This window comes from Streptomyces sp. bgisy027, assembly GCF_057710365.1.
Genome location: NZ_JBYIVZ010000008.1, coordinates 132,940 through 149,509 on the forward strand (window position 1 = coordinate 132,940; position 16,570 = coordinate 149,509).

Annotated in this window: 15 protein-coding genes and 1 pseudogene; 9 read left to right on the top strand and 7 right to left on the bottom strand. The window is 71.1% G+C overall.

Annotation, left to right across the window (positions count from 1 at the left end; genetic code table 11):
* Positions 1–54: 54 nt before the first annotated feature.
* Positions 55–315 (bottom strand): LysR substrate-binding domain-containing protein, encoded by a 261-nt coding sequence (locus AC3ETA_RS10955; RefSeq protein ID WP_432192641.1) that lies wholly within the window; start codon positions 313–315, stop codon positions 55–57.
* Here AC3ETA_RS10955 and AC3ETA_RS10960 point away from each other — a divergent pair.
* Together AC3ETA_RS10960 and AC3ETA_RS10965 are read left to right on the top strand one after the other, a co-directional pair.
* Positions 278–576: pseudogene (locus AC3ETA_RS10960) on the top strand (CTP synthase); the annotation flags it as partial. The gene AC3ETA_RS10955 and the pseudogene AC3ETA_RS10960 overlap by 38 nt on opposite strands.
* Before the next feature lie 65 nt (positions 577–641).
* Complete coding sequence (locus AC3ETA_RS10965) at positions 642–1,019, top strand: hypothetical protein (protein ID WP_432192642.1); 378 nt, start codon at positions 642–644, stop codon at positions 1,017–1,019.
* Here AC3ETA_RS10965 and cyc2 read toward each other — a convergent pair.
* On the bottom strand, positions 1,012–3,171 hold the full coding sequence (cyc2, locus tag AC3ETA_RS10970) for a germacradienol/geosmin synthase Cyc2 (protein ID WP_432192643.1): 2,160 nt from the start codon (positions 3,169–3,171) through the stop codon (positions 1,012–1,014). The two genes, AC3ETA_RS10965 and cyc2, sit on opposite strands and share 8 nt — an antisense overlap.
* A gap of 356 nt (positions 3,172–3,527) precedes the next feature.
* Here cyc2 and AC3ETA_RS10975 point away from each other — a divergent pair, with 356 nt between their 5' ends.
* On the top strand, positions 3,528–4,775 hold the full coding sequence (locus AC3ETA_RS10975) for a cytochrome P450 (protein ID WP_432192644.1): 1,248 nt from the start codon (positions 3,528–3,530) through the stop codon (positions 4,773–4,775).
* Between the two features lie 12 nt (positions 4,776–4,787).
* Here the strand turns inward: AC3ETA_RS10975 and AC3ETA_RS10980 are convergent, their stop codons facing one another.
* The 3 genes from AC3ETA_RS10980 to AC3ETA_RS10990 form a co-directional block, all read right to left on the bottom strand.
* Complete coding sequence (locus tag AC3ETA_RS10980; RefSeq protein ID WP_432192645.1) at positions 4,788–5,969, bottom strand: damage-control phosphatase ARMT1 family protein; 1,182 nt, start codon at positions 5,967–5,969, stop codon at positions 4,788–4,790.
* A 21-nt stretch (positions 5,970–5,990) separates the two neighbouring features.
* Positions 5,991–6,638 (bottom strand): ScbR family autoregulator-binding transcription factor, encoded by a 648-nt coding sequence (locus AC3ETA_RS10985; protein WP_030949148.1) that lies wholly within the window; start codon positions 6,636–6,638, stop codon positions 5,991–5,993.
* A 70-nt stretch (positions 6,639–6,708) separates the two neighbouring features.
* Complete coding sequence (locus AC3ETA_RS10990) at positions 6,709–7,650, bottom strand: ScbA/BarX family gamma-butyrolactone biosynthesis protein (protein ID WP_432192646.1); 942 nt, start codon at positions 7,648–7,650, stop codon at positions 6,709–6,711.
* Between the two features lie 190 nt (positions 7,651–7,840).
* On the opposite strand from AC3ETA_RS10990, the gene AC3ETA_RS10995 reads away from it, so the two are divergent.
* Positions 7,841–8,518 (top strand): ScbR family autoregulator-binding transcription factor, encoded by a 678-nt coding sequence (locus AC3ETA_RS10995; RefSeq protein WP_432192647.1) that lies wholly within the window; start codon positions 7,841–7,843, stop codon positions 8,516–8,518.
* A gap of 148 nt (positions 8,519–8,666) precedes the next feature.
* Here the strand turns inward: AC3ETA_RS10995 and AC3ETA_RS11000 are convergent, their stop codons facing one another.
* Positions 8,667–10,472 carry a S8 family peptidase gene (locus AC3ETA_RS11000; RefSeq protein ID WP_432192648.1) on the bottom strand — a complete coding sequence of 602 codons (1,806 nt, stop codon included), beginning with the start codon at positions 10,470–10,472 and terminating at the stop codon, positions 8,667–8,669.
* Positions 10,473–10,843: 371 nt separating this feature from the next.
* On the opposite strand from AC3ETA_RS11000, the gene AC3ETA_RS11005 reads away from it, so the two are divergent.
* Positions 10,844–11,797: a lytic polysaccharide monooxygenase auxiliary activity family 9 protein gene (locus AC3ETA_RS11005; RefSeq protein WP_432192744.1), complete on the top strand. Its 954-nt coding sequence runs from the start codon at positions 10,844–10,846 to the stop codon at positions 11,795–11,797.
* Positions 11,798–11,831: 34 nt separating this feature from the next.
* Here AC3ETA_RS11005 and AC3ETA_RS11010 read toward each other — a convergent pair whose 3' ends face one another.
* Complete coding sequence (locus tag AC3ETA_RS11010) at positions 11,832–12,485, bottom strand: Tat pathway signal sequence domain protein (protein ID WP_432192649.1); 654 nt, start codon at positions 12,483–12,485, stop codon at positions 11,832–11,834.
* A gap of 681 nt (positions 12,486–13,166) precedes the next feature.
* On the opposite strand from AC3ETA_RS11010, the gene AC3ETA_RS11015 reads away from it, so the two are divergent.
* The 4 genes from AC3ETA_RS11015 (at position 13,167) to AC3ETA_RS11030 (ending at position 16,477) form a co-directional block, all read left to right on the top strand.
* A complete protein-coding gene (locus AC3ETA_RS11015) occupies positions 13,167–13,859 on the top strand; it encodes a DUF6230 family protein (RefSeq protein ID WP_432192650.1) in 693 nt (230 codons plus the stop codon).
* Positions 13,859–14,272, top strand: a complete 414-nt coding sequence (locus AC3ETA_RS11020) for a DUF6114 domain-containing protein (RefSeq protein WP_432192651.1) — start codon at positions 13,859–13,861, stop codon at positions 14,270–14,272. Before AC3ETA_RS11015 ends, AC3ETA_RS11020 begins: the two co-directional genes overlap by 1 nt.
* 165 nt (positions 14,273–14,437) lie before the next feature.
* Positions 14,438–15,241, top strand: coding sequence for an SAM-dependent methyltransferase (locus AC3ETA_RS11025; protein WP_432192652.1), 804 nt, complete (start codon positions 14,438–14,440; stop codon positions 15,239–15,241).
* Positions 15,242–15,481: 240 nt separating this feature from the next.
* The gene (locus tag AC3ETA_RS11030) at positions 15,482–16,477 is read left to right on the top strand and encodes a substrate-binding domain-containing protein (RefSeq protein ID WP_432192653.1); all 996 of its coding nucleotides are present in this window, start codon (positions 15,482–15,484) and stop codon (positions 16,475–16,477) included.
* Positions 16,478–16,570 lie beyond the last annotated feature (93 nt).

Sequence of the window (16,570 nt, forward strand, 5' to 3'; positions counted from 1 at the left end):
GCGAGGGCCGGTGCGGCGGGGGCGGGGCGGGCGGAGGCGGTAGGAGTACGTCCGTCACCATCGCCGCCGCTCCCTCGCCGCTCCCGTGTGCACGAGTTCCGTGCGGTGCACCACCCGCGGCTCGGTGACCGGTACGGCCACCGTGCCCGGCACACCCGCGGCTGCCGAGCGCGGCAGCAGGGTCAGGCCGTGGCCGGCCGCCGCGAGGGCGGTGAGGGTGCGGACGTCGGTGCCGTCGCAGCGCAGGGCGGGGCAAAAGCCGTGACCGCCGTTCGCGGTCCTGGCCGCCGTCCGCACCGCGCGCGAGGAGGGCATCCCGTTCCTCGGCACGTGCGGCGGCTTCCAGCACACGCTCCTCGAATACGCCCGTCATGGATGCGGGCTGACGCAGGGCGCCCACGCCGAGCACGACCCCGACGCCGACGACTTCCTCATCGAGCCTCTCGCCTGCTCGCTGGTGGGCCACGAGGCGGTCGTACGGATCGAGCCCGGTTCACTGGCCAGGCCGCGATCGGCTCGGAACGGACCGTCGAACGGTACTTCTGCGCCTACGGCCCCTCACGGCCCCTCGACACCTGACCACGGCCCCGCTGCGTGCGCTGGCCCGGGACTTCGACGAACTCGGCGATCACGCCCAGGCGTTGCGCGCCCAGCGGCTGCACGCCGCGTTGCAGGAGACGGCCTGGGACCGGGTGTCGGCCCGCCTGGAGCTGACCCGTCCGGAGCGTGTCGCCGGTCAACTGCCGCAGGCCGTGCGCACGTCGGCGACCCTGCAGGACACCCTGGCGACGCCCGGGGACGATTCCCTGCGGCAGTGGCAGGGCGTGAACCTCGGCCGATTCGTCGCGGAGGAGCACTACCGGCTCACCCGTGCCCTGGCCGACGCCGGCCTGCCGGAGGAGGCCCGCGCGCTGCTCGCCGCGGCCGACGCGATACTCGGCGAGCTCCGGGAGAACGCCGCGAACGGCGTCCGGGAGCTCGCCGAGGAGACCGCGACGAGGGTGCGGGAGGTCAGCTGAGGACGGGCAGGGCGGGTCCGCGGTCCGGCACGAAGCCATGGGTGCGGCGGGCCAGGTACCCGGCCTTGTACCGGTCGACCTTCCGGTGCCAGTTCAGGATGCCCGCGAGCCAGTTCTGGAGGTCGGTCACATAGTTCCGCATGACTTCCCTGCCCTCTTCCGTGAGCCCGAAGTCCTCGTAGACGATGGGCAGTTCGTGCGCGGCCACGTGCTCGAACTGCTGCATGCGCTGGGTCATCAGGTCGTGGACGACGTCGAGCGCGGTCGGGTAGTCGATGCCGAAGAAGTTCTGGACGACGAGGATCGCGTTGTGGATCTCGCCCTCGTACTCGATCTCCTTCTGGTACGAGAAGACGTCGTTGAGGAGGCACGCGTAGTCGACGGCCGCGTTCTCCAGTGAGCGGACGGGGCCGCTGCGGTACACCTCCGGCGGTACGGCGGGGCCGTGGCCCGCCCGGCACAGGCTGAGGGTGAGGTCGGAGCCGAAGGTGGCGCGGCGCATCTCCAGGTAGTCGACCGGGTCGGGGATGCGGTTCTGGAGCTGGTTGGACAGCTCCCACACCCAGCTCTCGGTCATGACGTCCACCGAGTCCTTCATGGTGCGCCGCTCGTCGGGTGTCATCTCCGCGGTCGTGCGCGCCCACAGGTCGATCAGGCCGCGCTCCATGCCGTTGCCGGGGACGAGCGCCGGCTCGCCGTCGAGCGGCATGCAGTCGGACAGGCGCCGGGTGGTGAGCCGGGCGGCGGCGAGATCGCGGCGGTGGCCGAAGACGAGGGGGTAGTAGTCGTCGCCGTAGGTGCCCCAGGCGAGCCACTGGGCGCTGAGGTCGAGGGCCGCGGGGGTGCCGTCGGGGTCGAGACCCGCCGAGCACAGCGCGAGGTCGTAGGCGGCGAGCTTGTCCTCGTCCCAGACGCCTTCCTGGAGCATGCCCATGCGGTGCATCCACTCGATCAGCCGGCCGCGCGTCGCGGCGAGGTGCGGGCTGACCTCGACCGCGAAGGGCATGTGGAAGTCGGGGAGCCGGGACGGGCCGACCTTCTGGAACGGCACGTGCGTGTAGGCGCGCAGGCGTTCGGCGCCGGCCGAGGCGAGCAGTGCGCCGATGTCGGCGGCGGAGGTGCCGGGCCCGGTCGGGCCGTGCCAGGACGCGGTCGGGCGGGCGCGCGCGTTCATGTACCTGCTGGAGCGCATGTGCCACTCGTGGCCGCCGGACTGCCAGTCCTGGAGCCCCTGGGTGTACGCGGCCACGGCGGCGACCTCCACCGGCGTGAGCCCGTTCTCCAGCGCGACGGCGGGGACCTCGGTGAGGGCGGTGTGCTCGAACTGGTGCAGCCGGGAGGTGAGGACGTCGTTGACGATGTCGGCGGCCTGCTGGGTGGTGCAGCCGAAGAAGGTCTCCAGCACCAGCACGCCGTTGCTGAGCTCGCCCTCGTCCTCGACCTCGCGCTGGTAGGAGAACAGGTCGTTGCGCAGGTGGACCGCGTCGGAGAACGTCTCCATCAGCACTCTCAGCGGCCGGGACCCGGCGACGGACGCGGGGACCTCGGCCGTCGCGTACTCCACGAGGCCCGAGGACCACGGGGCGCCGCCCACCTTGCGGCGCATCTCGATGTATTCGACGGGGTTGGCGACCCGCCCCTCGTTGATGTTGGACAGCTCCCAGAGGGACTCGTTGAGCAGGTGCTCGGTCGCGACGGAGAAGCGGCGGCGCCAGTCGGCGGACATCCTGGGCACCGTGCGGGTCCACAGGTCCGCGAGCCCGGCTTCGACGGGGTTCTGCGGCTCCGGCATCGGGGTCGAGAGGTCCATCGGCATGAACAAGGGCAGCCGGTCGAGATGGGCCTTGCCGCCGGCGCGGTCCTGGGTGCGCTTGAAGATCTCCAGGAAGTGGTCGTCGAAGAAGAAGACCCACACGTACCAGTCGGTGATGAGGGAGAGCGCGGGCCCGTCGCACTCCGGGTGGGTGTAGGCGCAGAGCAGACCGTAGTCGTGCGCGTCCAGGTCGGCCTGCTCCCAGACCCCGGACCCCTCCAGCATGCCCATCTCGCGCGCCCATTCGGTCGAGTGGGCGCGCGCCTCCTCGACATGTGGGTTCAGCCGCGCGGGATACGGCATGTAGAAGTGCGGGAGTTCGAAGGGCTGCTGCGTCATGGGCGGGGCCCTACCCCTGGCCTTCTGCGGCCATCCGCGACGCGGGACATGATCACACCATCGCGTGAATGAGGGGTGGGTCCGGGAGTTCTCGACACAGAGGAGTCGGCCGTCCGGCACGGTGAGGGAGATGTCGTGCACTTTGCCCTTCTTCTCGAACAGGCCGCGATCCCGGGCGACGTGGAGGGCGGCACAGTCGACCAGGGCCAGGGCCGTCACTGTGACGGTCTCCCGCCCACCCGTCCCGGACGAATTTGCCATGGCCACCGCATGCGGCACGGTGCCGTACTCATTCGGCACACCGACGCGGACGACTCCGTCTGTCGGTCTTCACCGGTATGCGTCACCTTGGTCGCATGACCTCCGTCCCCGACGTCTTCGACCCCCGGCAGTACGCCGCCGGCGTCCCCTACGACGCCTACCGCGTCCTGCGCGACCACCACCCCGTGGCCCGGCAGGACGAGCACGAGGTGCTGGGCTGGCCGGCCGGGCCCGGGTTCTGGGCGGTGACCCGGCACGCGGACGTCGTACGGGTGCTCAAGGACTCGGCGACGTACTCCTCGTACATCGGTGCGACCCAGATCCGTGATCCCGACCCGGACGATCTGCCGTTCATCCGGCGCATGATGCTCAATCAGGACCCGCCGGGGCACGCCCGGTTGAGACGGCTCGTGAGCCGGGCGTTCACCCCGCGCCGCGTCGACCGTTTCGAGCGGGTCGCGCAGGAGCGGGCCCGCACGCTCCTGGCGCACGCCCTGGAAGCAGCCCGTGCGGCGGACGGCACCGTGGACCTGGTGGGCGCCGTGACCGACGACTACGCCCTGCTCAACCTCGCCGACCTGCTCGGCGTCCCGGAGGCCGACCGCAAGCTGCTGCTGCACTGGACGCAGCGTGTCATCGGCTACCAGGACCCCGACGAGGCGGGCCCTCAGGTGCTGGACGGGCGGGGCAGGCCGGTCAATCCGCGGTCGCCCGCGATGCTGCGCGACATGTTCGCCTACGCCCGCCGACTGGCCGCGGACAAGCGCCGGTACCCCGACGACGACGTGATGACCACCCTCGCGCTCGACAACGAACTCGCCGAGTCCGAGCTGGAGATGTTCTTCTTCCTGCTCACCGTCGCCGGCAACGACACCGTCCGCAGCGCGGCTCCGGGCGGGCTGCTGGCTCTGGCCGCGCACCAGGAGTCGTACGAACGGCTGAGAACCGGTGACGTCGCACTCCCCTCCGCCGTCGAGGAGTTGCTGCGCTGGCACCCTCCGGTGCTCACCTTCCGCCGTACCGCGGCCCAGGACACCGAACTCGCCGGCCGGCGCATCCGCGCGGGCGACAAGGTGGTCGTCTTCCACGCGTCCGCCAACCGTGACGAACGGGTCTTCACCGATCCGGACCGGCTGGACCTGTCCCGCGCGCCCAACCCTCATGTGTCCTTCGGCGACGGCCCGCACGTCTGCCTGGGCGCGCACTTCGCCCGGCTCCAGCTGCGCGTGCTCTACCGTGAGGTCCTGCGGGCCCTGCCCGTGCTGCGGTCGGCGGGACCTCCCGAGCGGCTGGTGTCGAACTTCATCAACGGCATCAAGTCGCTGCCGATGCTGATCACCTGAGGCGGGCAGTCGTCACGTCCGCACCTGGATCAGCGCATGCGTGCCGCCGGTCCGCCACTTCTGGCCCTCCTGCGCCACCAGCGCCGCCTCCGTGCGGGCGGACAGACCGGTGATCACGTCGGACTTCAGGGTGCGCAGGGCCGCGACCGGCCCGGGGAAGTACGCGGTGACGTCGGCGAACGGTGTGGTCGGCGGCCAGAGCCGGTCGCCGACGAGACGGCGGTAGTTGAGGTCGCCCTTGAGGACGGTGAGGGTGGCGGCACCCAGCTCCTCGTGCAGGTCGCCCGGCATCTCCGCGTACGGCAGCGGGCCGCCGGAGAAGGCGTGGGCGCGCACGGTGAGGCGGCCTTCCGTCAGCGCCGACCAGAGCGTACGGCCGTACGCGGCCGCCGCCCCCGGCGCCGATGTCAGCCGGCGCAGGGCGTCGAGCACATCGGCGTGCGTGGCGTCGGAGACGTAGTAGGGGTACGGCTTGACGTGCAGGACGGCGCGGGCGGTGCGGCCCTGGTCGAGGAGGTGGGCGATGAGGAGCAGGTCGGGGACGAGTTCGCGGCCGGCGTTGTCGGCGATCAGGGCCAGGGTGGCGGCGCCGGAGGGCGGGAGCAGGGACCAGAGGGTGTCGCTGTCGTCGGCCACCAGCGGCGGGGTGTCCGCGGAGGTCTCGCCGTGCGCGGCCGACAGCCGGAAGCCGAGGTCGGCGCGGTTGCCCCACAGCGAGCCGTGCAGCAGCGCCCGGTCCTGTTCGTCGGCGGGCCGGGCGGCGAGGGCGTCGAGCGCGGACAGTTCCTCGTCGGTCTCCGGGGCGTCGAGTTCGGCCAGCTTGGAGGGCCGGAAAGGGTCGATGCCCTGCCAGGGTCCGGGTGCGAAGTAGCCGACCGCTTCGAGCAGTTGGCGGTAGAAGTAGCTCTCGGACCACAGCCACGGCACCTCGAACCAGGACCGGCCCGTGTACGTGTCCGCGCCCCAGGCCGTCCAGCGGTCCCGGTCGTGCGCGTCGGCGGGGAGCGGCTCGATCACGCCCTCGGCGCAGCCGGCGAGGAGCGCGTCCAGGGCGCGGTGCCGCTCGGGGCCGTACGGGAAGGACTCCCGTACCTGTCGGATGATCGCCGGGTGCCGTTCGGCGAGCACGCTGTGCGGGAACGAGCCGGGTTCGTTCCCGAGGAGCACGGGCGGGGTGTCGGACCTCTCGGGCATGCGCTCACCGTATCGCCCGTCTCATACGGCCTTGATCTCCCGCTCCAGCTGTGTCGCGAGGGCGAGATAGCGGGCCCTGCGGGGCACCGGGACCAGGCCGCGGATCATGATGTGCCACATCTCGGCCACCCTGCGGGGCTGGCGTGCGACCGGTTCGAGGGAGCGGCCGACGACCCGGGTGCCGACGAAGAAGCAGACCAGGGCGTGCGCCGCGGCCTCCGCGTCGACATCCGGGTGGACGTCGGACTCCTTCGCCGCGCCGACCAGTCTGCGGGTCGTGATGTCCAGCAGCTCGGCGAACGGGTGCCGCAGGGGCGGCCGTATCACCACTCCCCCGGTGGCCAGGCGCAGGCCGGCGCGGGTGATCGGTCCCTCGACGGCGAGGCGGGTGATGCCGAACGTCGTGCGCATCAGTGCCTCCAGCGACGTGTGGCCCCGGGCGTCCATCTCGCTCGCCACCTGTCTGGAGGCCCTGGACTGGAGTTCCATGATCGCCTGGGCCAGATCCTCCTTGGCCGCGAAGTGGAAGTACAGCGCCCCCTTGGTGACTTGGGCGTGCTCGACGATGTCGCTCAGGCTGGTCGACTCATAGCCATTGCGGTCGAACAGCTCGGCGGCGGCCGTGAGGATCGTGGTGCGGGTCTGTTCGGCGCGTAACTGCCTCGCCATCGGCTGGCTCTCCTGGGACGGGAAAAGAACGGGTCATGCCGTTTGTTTCTTACTCCCTGTACAAGATAACTCACCCGCCCACGGTGCCCACCTCGCACTCGAAGACTGTCGTCTCCCCCTGCCGGCCCACTACTTGCATATCGCCGCCGTGCGCCCCCGACTTGTCGAATGCCTCTATCCATGCGGGCAGGTCGAGTTCGGTGTAACGGTGGAAGAGGGCCCGGAAGGAGACCGGTGTGCGGCGATCGCCCGCCGTCCGGGCCCGTACCGCCTGGCGAGTGGCCTCCAGCAGCAGCATGCCGGGGACATGGTCGAGCGGGTGATCGAAGAAAACAGCATGCGCGGTATCGACTCGCAGCCGCCAGCGGTCGGGGTGGCCGGAAGGCGCGAGGACGACGTCCGCGGGCAGGGCACGGTCCACGGCGGCAGGCGTCAGACCGGGCGGCGTCGGCAGCGGGGACACGTCGGCGGCGGTACGGCCGCCGCGCAGCCGGCGGTAGGCGGCCTCGCTGGTCCAGTTCGCGGCCATCTCGGCGGTCGCGACGGGTTCGCCGCCGAGACGTATCTCGGCCTCGTAGCGGAATCCGGCCGGGCGGGCGCCGCGGTGGTCGACGTCGGTGACGGTGAGGTGCAGGACCGGTTCGGCGGGTGTTCTGCCGAGGGCCAACCGCTCGGCGAGCGCGTTGATCCGTACCTCCTTCAGCACGAACTGATGGCCCAGCGGCACGCCGTAGGCGATGTGTGCGATGAGGGTGCCGGCCTGGCGGGCGGTTTCGGCGACGAGGAGGGGTTCGTAGGCCGAGCGGTCCGGCGACACGTGTAACTGATGGGCTCGGGGCCACTCGGCGAAGACCGTGAAATGGCCGGGTTCCCCGCTGGCCATACCGGTGAGAAACGTTTCCGCGAGCGAGGCGCGGTGCACCAACTGGCGGGGTACGGTGGCGGTCAGGCCTTCCGGCGCCTCAGGGGGTGCGGCGAGCGGGGTCGCGGCGAACCGGCGCTGATCAGACATGTGCCCTCCTTGGGTCCCCCCGTGCGTGCCACGGCAGACGGCGAGGTGCCCGTGCCGCGAGCGTTAGAGTACGAGCCGACCGGTTTGTTTTCAATGCGGCCTGGGGTCGCCCGGCCCTGCCCGAACCGCTCCGGCGTACGCCGGGCGCACCGAACGAATCGGGCGCTGCCGGACATACGGAGGGGCTGATATGGCGAGGCAGGAGCGCGCCGTCAAGACGCGGAAGGTGATCCTGGAGGCCGCCGGGGCGGTCTTCGACGAGCACGGTTACACCGCGACGACCATCGCGATGGTCCTGGAGCGGGCCGAAGTGACCAAGGGCGCCCTCTATTTCCACTTCTCCTCGAAGGAATCCCTCGCCCAGGCCGTGCTGGACGAGCAGATCCCGCGCGGCGCGGTGCCGCCGCAGCCGTGCAAGCTGCAGGAACTGGTCGACATCACCTTCGTGTTCGGGCAGCGCCTGCTCAACAACTCCCTGCTCAAGGGCAGTGTGCGGCTCGCCGTGGACCAGTGCGCGCCGCCCGGCGCGGACCACTCGGGCCCGTTCCGGCAGTGGGCGGACCATCTCGTCGTGGTACTGGAACAGGCCGCCGCGCAGGGTGAGCTGCTGCCCACCGTGGAACCGAGGCAGACGGTGGAACTGCTGGTCGGGGCCTTCGCGGGCATCCAGTTGATGTCCCGGGCACTGACCGACCGGGCGGATCTGGCGGAGCGGATCTCGGTGCTGTGGGGTCACATCCTGCCGAGCATCGCGGTGCCGGGTCTGCTCACCGCCATCGACCGGAGCCCCGACCGCGGGGTGCGGGTGCTGGCCGGCATCGAGGAGACCGACGCCGACGAGGCGGAGCTGGACCTGTCCCGTCGCTGAGCGTGCACGGGACCGACCGGAGTGACGGTTTCCGCCGTGCCGGTCGGCCCCTCATGACATGTGGCGGGCCGGCCGATGCCCCATCCGCATCGGCCGGCCCGCCCGTTCGTGGTGCGCGGCCCGCACCGGGCCCGCGTTCAGCTCCGGCTCAGAAGGTCAGCTTCCAGCTGTTGACCCGGCCGGTGTCCAGGGCCGCGGTGTCCTGGACGCGCAGCTTCCAGGTGCCGTTGGCGGTCTCGCTGGAGGCGTTGACCGTGTAGGTGGCGATGACGTTGTCCGCGGAGTCCGAGGAGCTGGCGGACTTCAGGCGGTACGTCGAACCGTCCGGGGCCACCAGGTCGACGACCAGGTCACCGCGGTAGGTGTGGGTGATGTCCACGCCGACCTGGAGGGCCGAGGGGGCGTTGCCGCTGCGGCCGCTGACGGTGATCGGGGACTCGATCGCGGAGCCGTTGTCCGGGATGGAGACCGCGGAGGTGCTGGTGAAGGTGGTGCCCCCCGTGGAGCCGCCGGACCCGCTCACCGCCTGCACCGTCTTCGCCGCGTCCGCGAGGCCCGCCCCGCAGCCGCCCGAGCAAGTACCGGGAAGAGCACGCGAGTTGGTCTTGATCGCGGACTCGATCTGGGCCGGCGTCAGCGACGCGTCGGCCGACTTCATCAGCGCGGCCAGGCCCGCGATGTGCGGGGCGGCCATGCTGGTGCCCTGGTAGTAGTCGTAGTTCTCGGCGGACGGGCTCTGCGCGCCGGAGTTCAGCGTGGACAGGATGCCGTTGGCCGCGACGGAGTTGGTCTCGCCGCCGGGCGCGGCGATGTCGACGACCGAGCCGTAGTTGGAGTAGTAGGAGCGGTTCCCCTGGCGGTCGGCGGCCGCCACGCTGATGACGTTGGCGCAGCTGGCCGGCGAGTAGCCGGAGGCGTTGGCGTTGCTGTTGCCCGCCGCGACGACGACCGTGGTGCCGCGGTTCACGGCGGCGTTGATGGCGCTCTGGGTCGCGGTGGAGCAGGCGCCGCCACCGCCCAGGCTCATGTTGATGACCTTGGCGACGTTGGTGTTCGCCGGGACACCGGAGACCGTACCGCCGGACGCCCAGGTGATGGCGTCGATGATGTCGGAGTCGTAGCCGCCGCACTTGCCGAGCACACGCAGCGGGGAGACCTTCGCGCCGTACGCGACACCGGCGACACCCTTGCCGTTGCCGGTGACGGCGGCGATCGTGCCGGCGACGTGGGTGCCGTGCCAGGAGGAGCCGTAGGCCGGGTCGCCGGAGGCGCACTCGTTCGCGGCGGTCCAGTCGCCCGGGTCGGCCGGGTTGCTGTCGCGGCCGTTGCCGTCGTTCGCGACCGTGGCGTCGGAGATGAAGTCGTAGCCCGCGACGATGTTGGCGCCGAGGTCGGAGTGGGTGACGTAGCCGGTGTCGATCACGGCGACGGTGACCCCGCTGCCGGTGGCGACGTCCCAGGCGCCCGGGACGTTCATGCCCGCGGTGGTCTCGAACAGGTCCCACTGCTTGGAGTACTCGGTGTCGTTGGGGGTGGCCAGCGGCTTGTTCAGCCGGTCCGGCACGACATAGGCGACCTGCGGGTCGGCCCGGTACTCGGAGACGACGTCGGCGACGTCCGACTCGGTGAGGTTCTCGCCCAGGTCGACGAGGGCGGCGCCGGAGCCGAGGCGGCGCTTGAAGTCCAGGTCCTCGCCGGCTTCGGCGCCCTTGGCGGCGGCGTCGGCCTCGGCGGCCTTGTTCGACCTGGCCTCGGCGGCGCCGGACTTGTAGCCGACGATCAGACGCTCGGCCGGAGTGCCGGGAGCGGCCTCGGTCTGGGCCGCGGGGACGGCGGCCTCCTGGGTGGGGGAATCCTGGGCCACGGCGACCGAGGTGGTGGCGGCCGTGAGAAGCGTGGCGGAGACCGCGGCGACGGATATCAGCTTCCGTCTGAGGGAGGTGGAGGTACGCAAGGGGAGTGCCTTTCGTGGCCGGCCGTACTCCGGGCAGCGCGGAGCGGCGGACTGTTTCGCTTCGTCCTCGAAGCGGCGGGGGGCGTTTCGAAAGTGCGAAAGTGCGGGGGTGTGGCGGCCGGCCTGGCGCGAGCTGCGACCCGTTCGGGGTTACCTGTGGGTCGGCTGTGGTCGAACGATAGGCAAAGAGAAGGTCACCGGGATACAGGGGAAACCCTCGATCCGGCTGGAAACCCACCCTCTGCCTCTGCCGGTTGACCGGTATCGACGGACTCCGTCCGGTTTATCGCGCACTGAACGCGCCGGGCCGGCCTCCCGTACTCCAGAGGACCCTGCCCATGCCGGCCGAGGAGACGTTCCGGATGCCCCGGATGCCCTGGATGAGATCGCACCGCTCCGCCCTGGCGGCCGCCGCCGTCACGCCGTTGCTGCTCACGGTGTGGGCCGCGGGCCCGGCCCGTGCGCACGGCGCCCCGACGGATCCGGTCAGCCGGGTGTACGCCTGCTCGCCGGACGGTGGCAGTCCGTCCCGGTCGGCGGCGTGCCGGGCCGCGGTCGCCTCGAACGGCGGGCCCTTCACGGCGTGGGACAACCTGCGGATCGCCGGCGTGAACGGCCGTGACCGTCAGGTCGTCCCCGACGGGAAGCTGTGCAGCGGCGGGCTGCCCGCCTACCGGGGTCTCGATCTGGCCCGCGGGGACTGGCCGTCGACCCGGCTGAGGCCGGGTTCCACGCTGACCGTGCGGTACGTCTCCACGATCCCGCACACGGGCACCTTCAAGCTCTACCTCACCGAGCCGGGCTACGACCCGACGAAGCCGCTGGCCTGGTCCGACCTGCCGGACAGGCCGTTCGCGCAGGTGCGGGACCCGGCGCTGACCAACGGCGCGTACCGGCTCACGGCGAAGCTGCCGTCCGACCGCTCCGGGCGGCATGTGCTGTTCACGATCTGGCAGAACAGCAGCACGCCGGACACGTACTACTCGTGCTCGGACGTCGTGTTCCCGGCGGGCGACGGCGCCGGAGGCGGTACGGGGAAGGCTTCGGCCACGGCGAGCGCGGGCGGCGACAACGGCCGCGGCGCTGCCGCTCCTTCGCCGACCGCGAAGCCGCGAGCGAGCGAGCGCTCCACGAACGCCCCCTCCCCCACGGCCGCGGCGGCCACCGGGTCCGAGGCTCCGCGCACGCAGGGCGACAGCACCCCGGTGGCGTCCACCGGTGCCGCCGGCACGGGGCCGTCGACGCCGCTGCTGGCGGGCGGCGCCGCCGCGGTGCTGGTGCTCACCGGGGGCGCCGCCCTGGCGCTGCGGTTGCGGCGGAGGTGAACTCCGTCGCGGTCAGGGCCCGTTGAGGGTCGAGTCAGTTGACGTAGACCGCCTCGCCGCTGCTGGTCACCGGGGCGTACTTGGCGGTGAAGTAGCCGTTGGCGAAGCAGAGGGACGAGCCGGAGACCTTGGTGAACTGGGCCGCGGCGAAGTTGATGGTGTTGTCGGCGTTGCTCGCCGTGCCGGTCAGGCTGGGCGTCTGGTAGACGCAGTTGATGCTGCCCAGCAGGGTGCGCAGGACGACCGTGGTCTGGATGGCGGAGCCCGCGGCGGGCGTGACGGTGACGCTGCCGTCGGAGCCCACGGCGGAGCTGTAGGGCAGGTTGTTGACCGTGATACTGGTGACGCCGAGTACGCCGACCACGTTGGTGGTGCAGCTGGCGGCGTTGAAGGTGTGCGCGGAGACCGACTCCGTCGCGGTGCCGGGTGCGCTCGGGTTGTCCGTCACGGTGGCCGTGAACTGCGACGACGTGCAGGAGATGCCGCTCGTGCCGGTGGCGCTGGAGTAGAACGTGGCGGCGGTGCCGCTCGCCAGCGGCGCGGTGAGGACCTCGCCGGCCGCGACAGCCGTACCGCCGACGGAGCCGGTGGTCAGGACGGCGCCGTCGGCCGCGGACGCGGGGCCGGCGAGGGGGAGGGTGAGCGCGGCGACGGCGCCGGCGAGGGTGAGGAGAGTGCGCGTACGCATGCGGGTGTACCTCGTCTTTCGTTGCGGGGGTGTGCCCTGAGGACCTGAGGACCCAGGGGGTTCGGGGGGGGTGGCACGAGGGCGGTCGATGGGGCGCGGGGTGCGTGTGCGCCGTTGCCGGTCCGTGACGCCTTCTCCGTACGACACGGACCGGCAACGGCCGCCCGCCGGTGGCCGGCCGGAGACCGTGGGAAGGGCTCCGGCCGGAACCGGGCGGGGGGGTGCGGCCGGCACGGACCGAGGGGGGAAGCGACCGTGACGGCGCCGTGGAGTGATCTCGCGAAAAGGAAACGTGCAGGACATCAGGTCCGGGAACGCGGGCAGAGGCCACGCGGCGGCGGATCCGGCGCCACGGATCCATGGGGGAGCCAGGGAGAGTTGTAGACCTGAGGGTCAGTCAACGTCAAGGCATTGCAGGGGAGTTGCTGTTGTCGAGGCAACTTTTCGAGGCGCCCGGGAGCGCATGACCCACAGATGACACACAACCGACACCGTTTTTGCACAACCGCCTTGACCCTCAGGTGTAACCACCGGTAACTTCCGGGCTTGGCTACTGCGGAGTACGAGAAAGCCCTTGCACCCGCCGGGAGTTGCGAGGAGACGTGCGCCGCGGGCGCTGTCCGCGCCAGGACAACGTGCCGTTGATGCCCTACCCGCATTTTTCTGCACCTGGGAGCAGTTATGGCCTCGTCCCCGGACGTCACCTCGTCCGCCGGAAACACCCCCGAGAACCCGGAAAGCGGTTCCGTGCCCGAAGTGTCCGAAACCTCCGTCGGCACCGCGAGACGCGGGCGGGTCCGGGCGCGCCGTGCCGCCGTGATGGCCGTGCCGGCCACCCTGGTCGCCGGCGCGCTCGCGGTCCTCACCGCCGAGGGCGCGCTGGGCGTGCAGTTCGCGATCTCGGGCATGCCCTTCACGGTCACCGCGACCGAGCTCAACGGCACCGGCTTCGAGCAGTTCGGCGGCCTCGACAACATGGCGCCGGGCAGCCCCAACGAGGGGGACACCGGCGGTCAGGTCCTCGTCGTCACGTCCGCCATCAAGAACGCGACGCTCACGAAGCTGTGCCAGAGCGTCGACCTCGGCGGCACGAATCTGCTCATCACCGCGGGTGGCGGCGCGCAGAAGGTGAGCGCGACCGATCTGACCACCGACTCGACCGAGCTGTCGGGCGACGCGGCGTTCGACAACATCGAGATCGGCAACGACGCGAGCACTCTGACCAAGGCCGGGGTGAAGGGACCGATCGGTGTCTTCAGCCAGCAGGCCGACACCGTGCGCATCGCCAACCTGCGCCAGACCAACTACGCCACCACGGCCGGGGTGTTCAAGCTGCCCGGTCTGAAGCTCCGTTTCAGCAGCTCGGGTTGCTGATGAACGGGGCAAGCGGCTTCCGGTCGGCCTTCCGTCGCTGGCGGGCCGACCGGCCGTTCTGGGGCGGGCTGCTGCTCGCCCTGGGCGGGGCGTGGATCCTGCTCACGATGAAGGCGTCACTGAAGGTCGTTCTGCACGTCGGCATGCAGGGCCTGGCGGGGTACCTGCTGCCGGCGCTGATGGTGCTGCTGGGGCTGCTGACATTGTTCAACCCGGCGCAGCGGCTCTTCTACTCGATCACCGGGGTCCTGGTCACCCTGGGCACCTGGGTCACGTCGAACCTGGGCGGCTTCTTCGTGGGTCTGCTGCTGGGCGCGGTCGGCAGTTGTCTCGCGTTCGGGTGGCTGCCGGATCAGGAGCCGCGGCGCAGGCGTCGGCGACAGCGCGGGAAGGAAGCCGCGACGGCGCCGTAGGGATGATCCGCGTCGGGCGGGTGCGGGTGCGTGAGGACTGGTCGCGCCCGCGCGGCGGAGCCGCAGATTGATGCGGCCCCGCGCCCCCACTAGGTTGGCTGGGTGTACGGCAACTTCCAGGCACGCACGCGTAATTGATGATGCCGAAGCCCCCAGGAGGCACTCATGCCCGCCGACGCCATCGACACCGGACGTCCCCATTCCGCCCGGATCTACGACTACATCATCGGCGGCAAGGACCACTACCCGGCCGATCGTGAGGCCGGCGACGCGATGGTCCGTGAGTGGCCCGCGTTGCCCGTCCACATGCGGGCCAACCGTGACTTCATGAACCGGGCCGTGCGCCATCTCGCCGAGGAGGCGGGGATACGGCAGTTCCTGGACGTCGGCACCGGGATACCCACCTCGCCCAACATCCATGAGATCGCACAGTCGGCCGCACCCGGGGCACGGGTCGTGTACGTCGACAACGATCCGCTCGTACTGACCCTGTCCAAGGGCCTGTTGTCCGGGACGGCCGAGGGAGCGACGGCGTACATCGAGGCCGACATGCGCGACCCGGCGAGCATTCTCGAGGCCCCGGCGTTCCGCGAGACCCTCGACCTCGACCGGCCCGTAGCGCTCGCCGTGATCGCGATCGTGCACTTCATGCTGGACGAGCACGACGCGGCCGGCGTCGTGCGCCGGCTTCTCGAACCGCTGCCGGCCGGCAGCTACCTCGCGATGTCCGTCGGCACCGCCGAGTTCGCGCCGGACGAGGTCGGCCGGGTGGCCCGGGAGTACGCGGCGCGGGGCATGCCGATGCGGCTGCGCACCCGCGCTGAGGCGGCGGAGTTCTTCACCGGTCTGGACCTCGTCGAGCCGGGCATCGTCCAGGTGCACAAGTGGCGCCCGGACGGCACGGGCACCGAGGTGATCCGGGACGCGGACATCGCGATGTACGGAGCGGTGGCGCGCAAGCCGGGTTGACGGCTTTGCGGGCGCAAGCGACTCGGGCGGCCCAGGTTCCGCTTCGGCCTCCCGCCAGCGTTCATCACGATGTGGCAGCAACGAATAACACGGTGTGGTTGCACACTTGACTGCCGATGGTCACACGCGATTGGCTCCGCCCCAGCGAGAGTTCACCCGGTCGGCGCACCTCCCGTTCGGAGCCGGCCGTTCTCCCGTTCGTTCCTCCGGCTCGGCCGCACAGCGAGGTGCCGCACCCTCATGAAGACTCCACCCCTCTCCCCCGCCCGCGTTCGCGTCGCCGTCCTCCCGGCCGCCGCCTGTCTGCTGCTGGCGGGCTGCTCCGCCGTCGGCGGGTCCGACGACGCGTCCGGCGCGGAGACCGCGGGCGGCGCACGGCTGAAGATCACCCTGATCACGCACGGCGGCGAGGGCGACGCCTTCTGGGAGCTGGTGCAGAAGGGTGCGCAGGTGGCGGCCGCCCAGGACAACGTCGAGCTGACCTACGCGGGCGACGCCGATCCGGCGAGCCAGGCCGAACTGGTGCGGGACGCGATCCGGCAGAAGGTCGACGGCATCGCGGTGACCCTCGCCAAGCCGACGGCGATGGCGGGGCCGGTCGCCGAGGCCCGGGCGGCCGGCATACCCGTGATCGGCCTCAACTCAGGTATAGACGAGTGGAAGTCCGCCGGACTCCTGGAGTACTTCGGCCAGGACGAGAGCGTCGCCGGCCGCGCCGTCGGCGACAAGCTGGACGACCTCAAGGCCAAGCACGCGCTGTGCGTGATCCACGAGCGCGGCAACGTCGCCCTGGAGGCGCGCTGCGCGGGCGTGAAGAAGGCGTTCGGCGGCGAGACCGAGAACCTCTACGTGGACGGCACCGACATGGACGCGGTGACGGCGACCGTCGGGGCCCGGCTGACGCAGAACCCGGACATCGACGAGGTGGTCACGAACGGCGCCCAGTTCGCGTTGGCCGCGGTGAAGTCGGTCGACCAGTCCCGCTCCAAGGCCCGCGTCGCCACCTTCGACCTCAACAAGGACCTGGTCAAAGCGGTCCAGGACGGGGACGTGCAGTTCGCGGTGGATCAACAGCCCTATCTCCAGGGCTATCTCGCGGTGGACTCGCTCTGGCTCTACCGCACCAACGGCAACACCCTCGGCGGCGGCGAGGCGCCGGTGCTCACCGGACCCGCCTTCGTCACGAAGGCGAACGTCGCCTCGGTCGCGAAATTCGCCGAGAACGGAACCCGCTGAGCGGACAGTTCCCCCGACGGTGCCGCCAGAGATTGGGTCCCGCATGACGCGTACGCTCACTTGTACGGATAGCATCCTGCGCACCCCTTGTGA

Coding starts and splice junctions, on each gene's coding strand:
- AC3ETA_RS10955 (WP_432192641.1), bottom strand. CDS start 315: ATGCCCTCCTCGCGCGCGGTGCGGACGGCGGCCAGGACCGCGAACGGC.
- cyc2 (WP_432192643.1), bottom strand. CDS start 3,171: ATGACGCAGCAGCCCTTCGAACTCCCGCACTTCTACATGCCGTATCCC.
- AC3ETA_RS10975 (WP_432192644.1), top strand. CDS start 3,528: ATGACCTCCGTCCCCGACGTCTTCGACCCCCGGCAGTACGCCGCCGGC.
- AC3ETA_RS10980 (WP_432192645.1), bottom strand. CDS start 5,969: ATGCCCGAGAGGTCCGACACCCCGCCCGTGCTCCTCGGGAACGAACCC.
- AC3ETA_RS10985 (WP_030949148.1), bottom strand. CDS start 6,638: ATGGCGAGGCAGTTACGCGCCGAACAGACCCGCACCACGATCCTCACG.
- AC3ETA_RS10990 (WP_432192646.1), bottom strand. CDS start 7,650: ATGTCTGATCAGCGCCGGTTCGCCGCGACCCCGCTCGCCGCACCCCCT.
- AC3ETA_RS10995 (WP_432192647.1), top strand. CDS start 7,841: ATGGCGAGGCAGGAGCGCGCCGTCAAGACGCGGAAGGTGATCCTGGAG.
- AC3ETA_RS11005 (WP_432192744.1), top strand. CDS start 10,844: ATGCCCTGGATGAGATCGCACCGCTCCGCCCTGGCGGCCGCCGCCGTC.
- AC3ETA_RS11010 (WP_432192649.1), bottom strand. CDS start 12,485: ATGCGTACGCGCACTCTCCTCACCCTCGCCGGCGCCGTCGCCGCGCTC.
- AC3ETA_RS11015 (WP_432192650.1), top strand. CDS start 13,167: ATGGCCTCGTCCCCGGACGTCACCTCGTCCGCCGGAAACACCCCCGAG.
- AC3ETA_RS11020 (WP_432192651.1), top strand. CDS start 13,859: ATGAACGGGGCAAGCGGCTTCCGGTCGGCCTTCCGTCGCTGGCGGGCC.
- AC3ETA_RS11025 (WP_432192652.1), top strand. CDS start 14,438: ATGCCCGCCGACGCCATCGACACCGGACGTCCCCATTCCGCCCGGATC.
- AC3ETA_RS11030 (WP_432192653.1), top strand. CDS start 15,482: ATGAAGACTCCACCCCTCTCCCCCGCCCGCGTTCGCGTCGCCGTCCTC.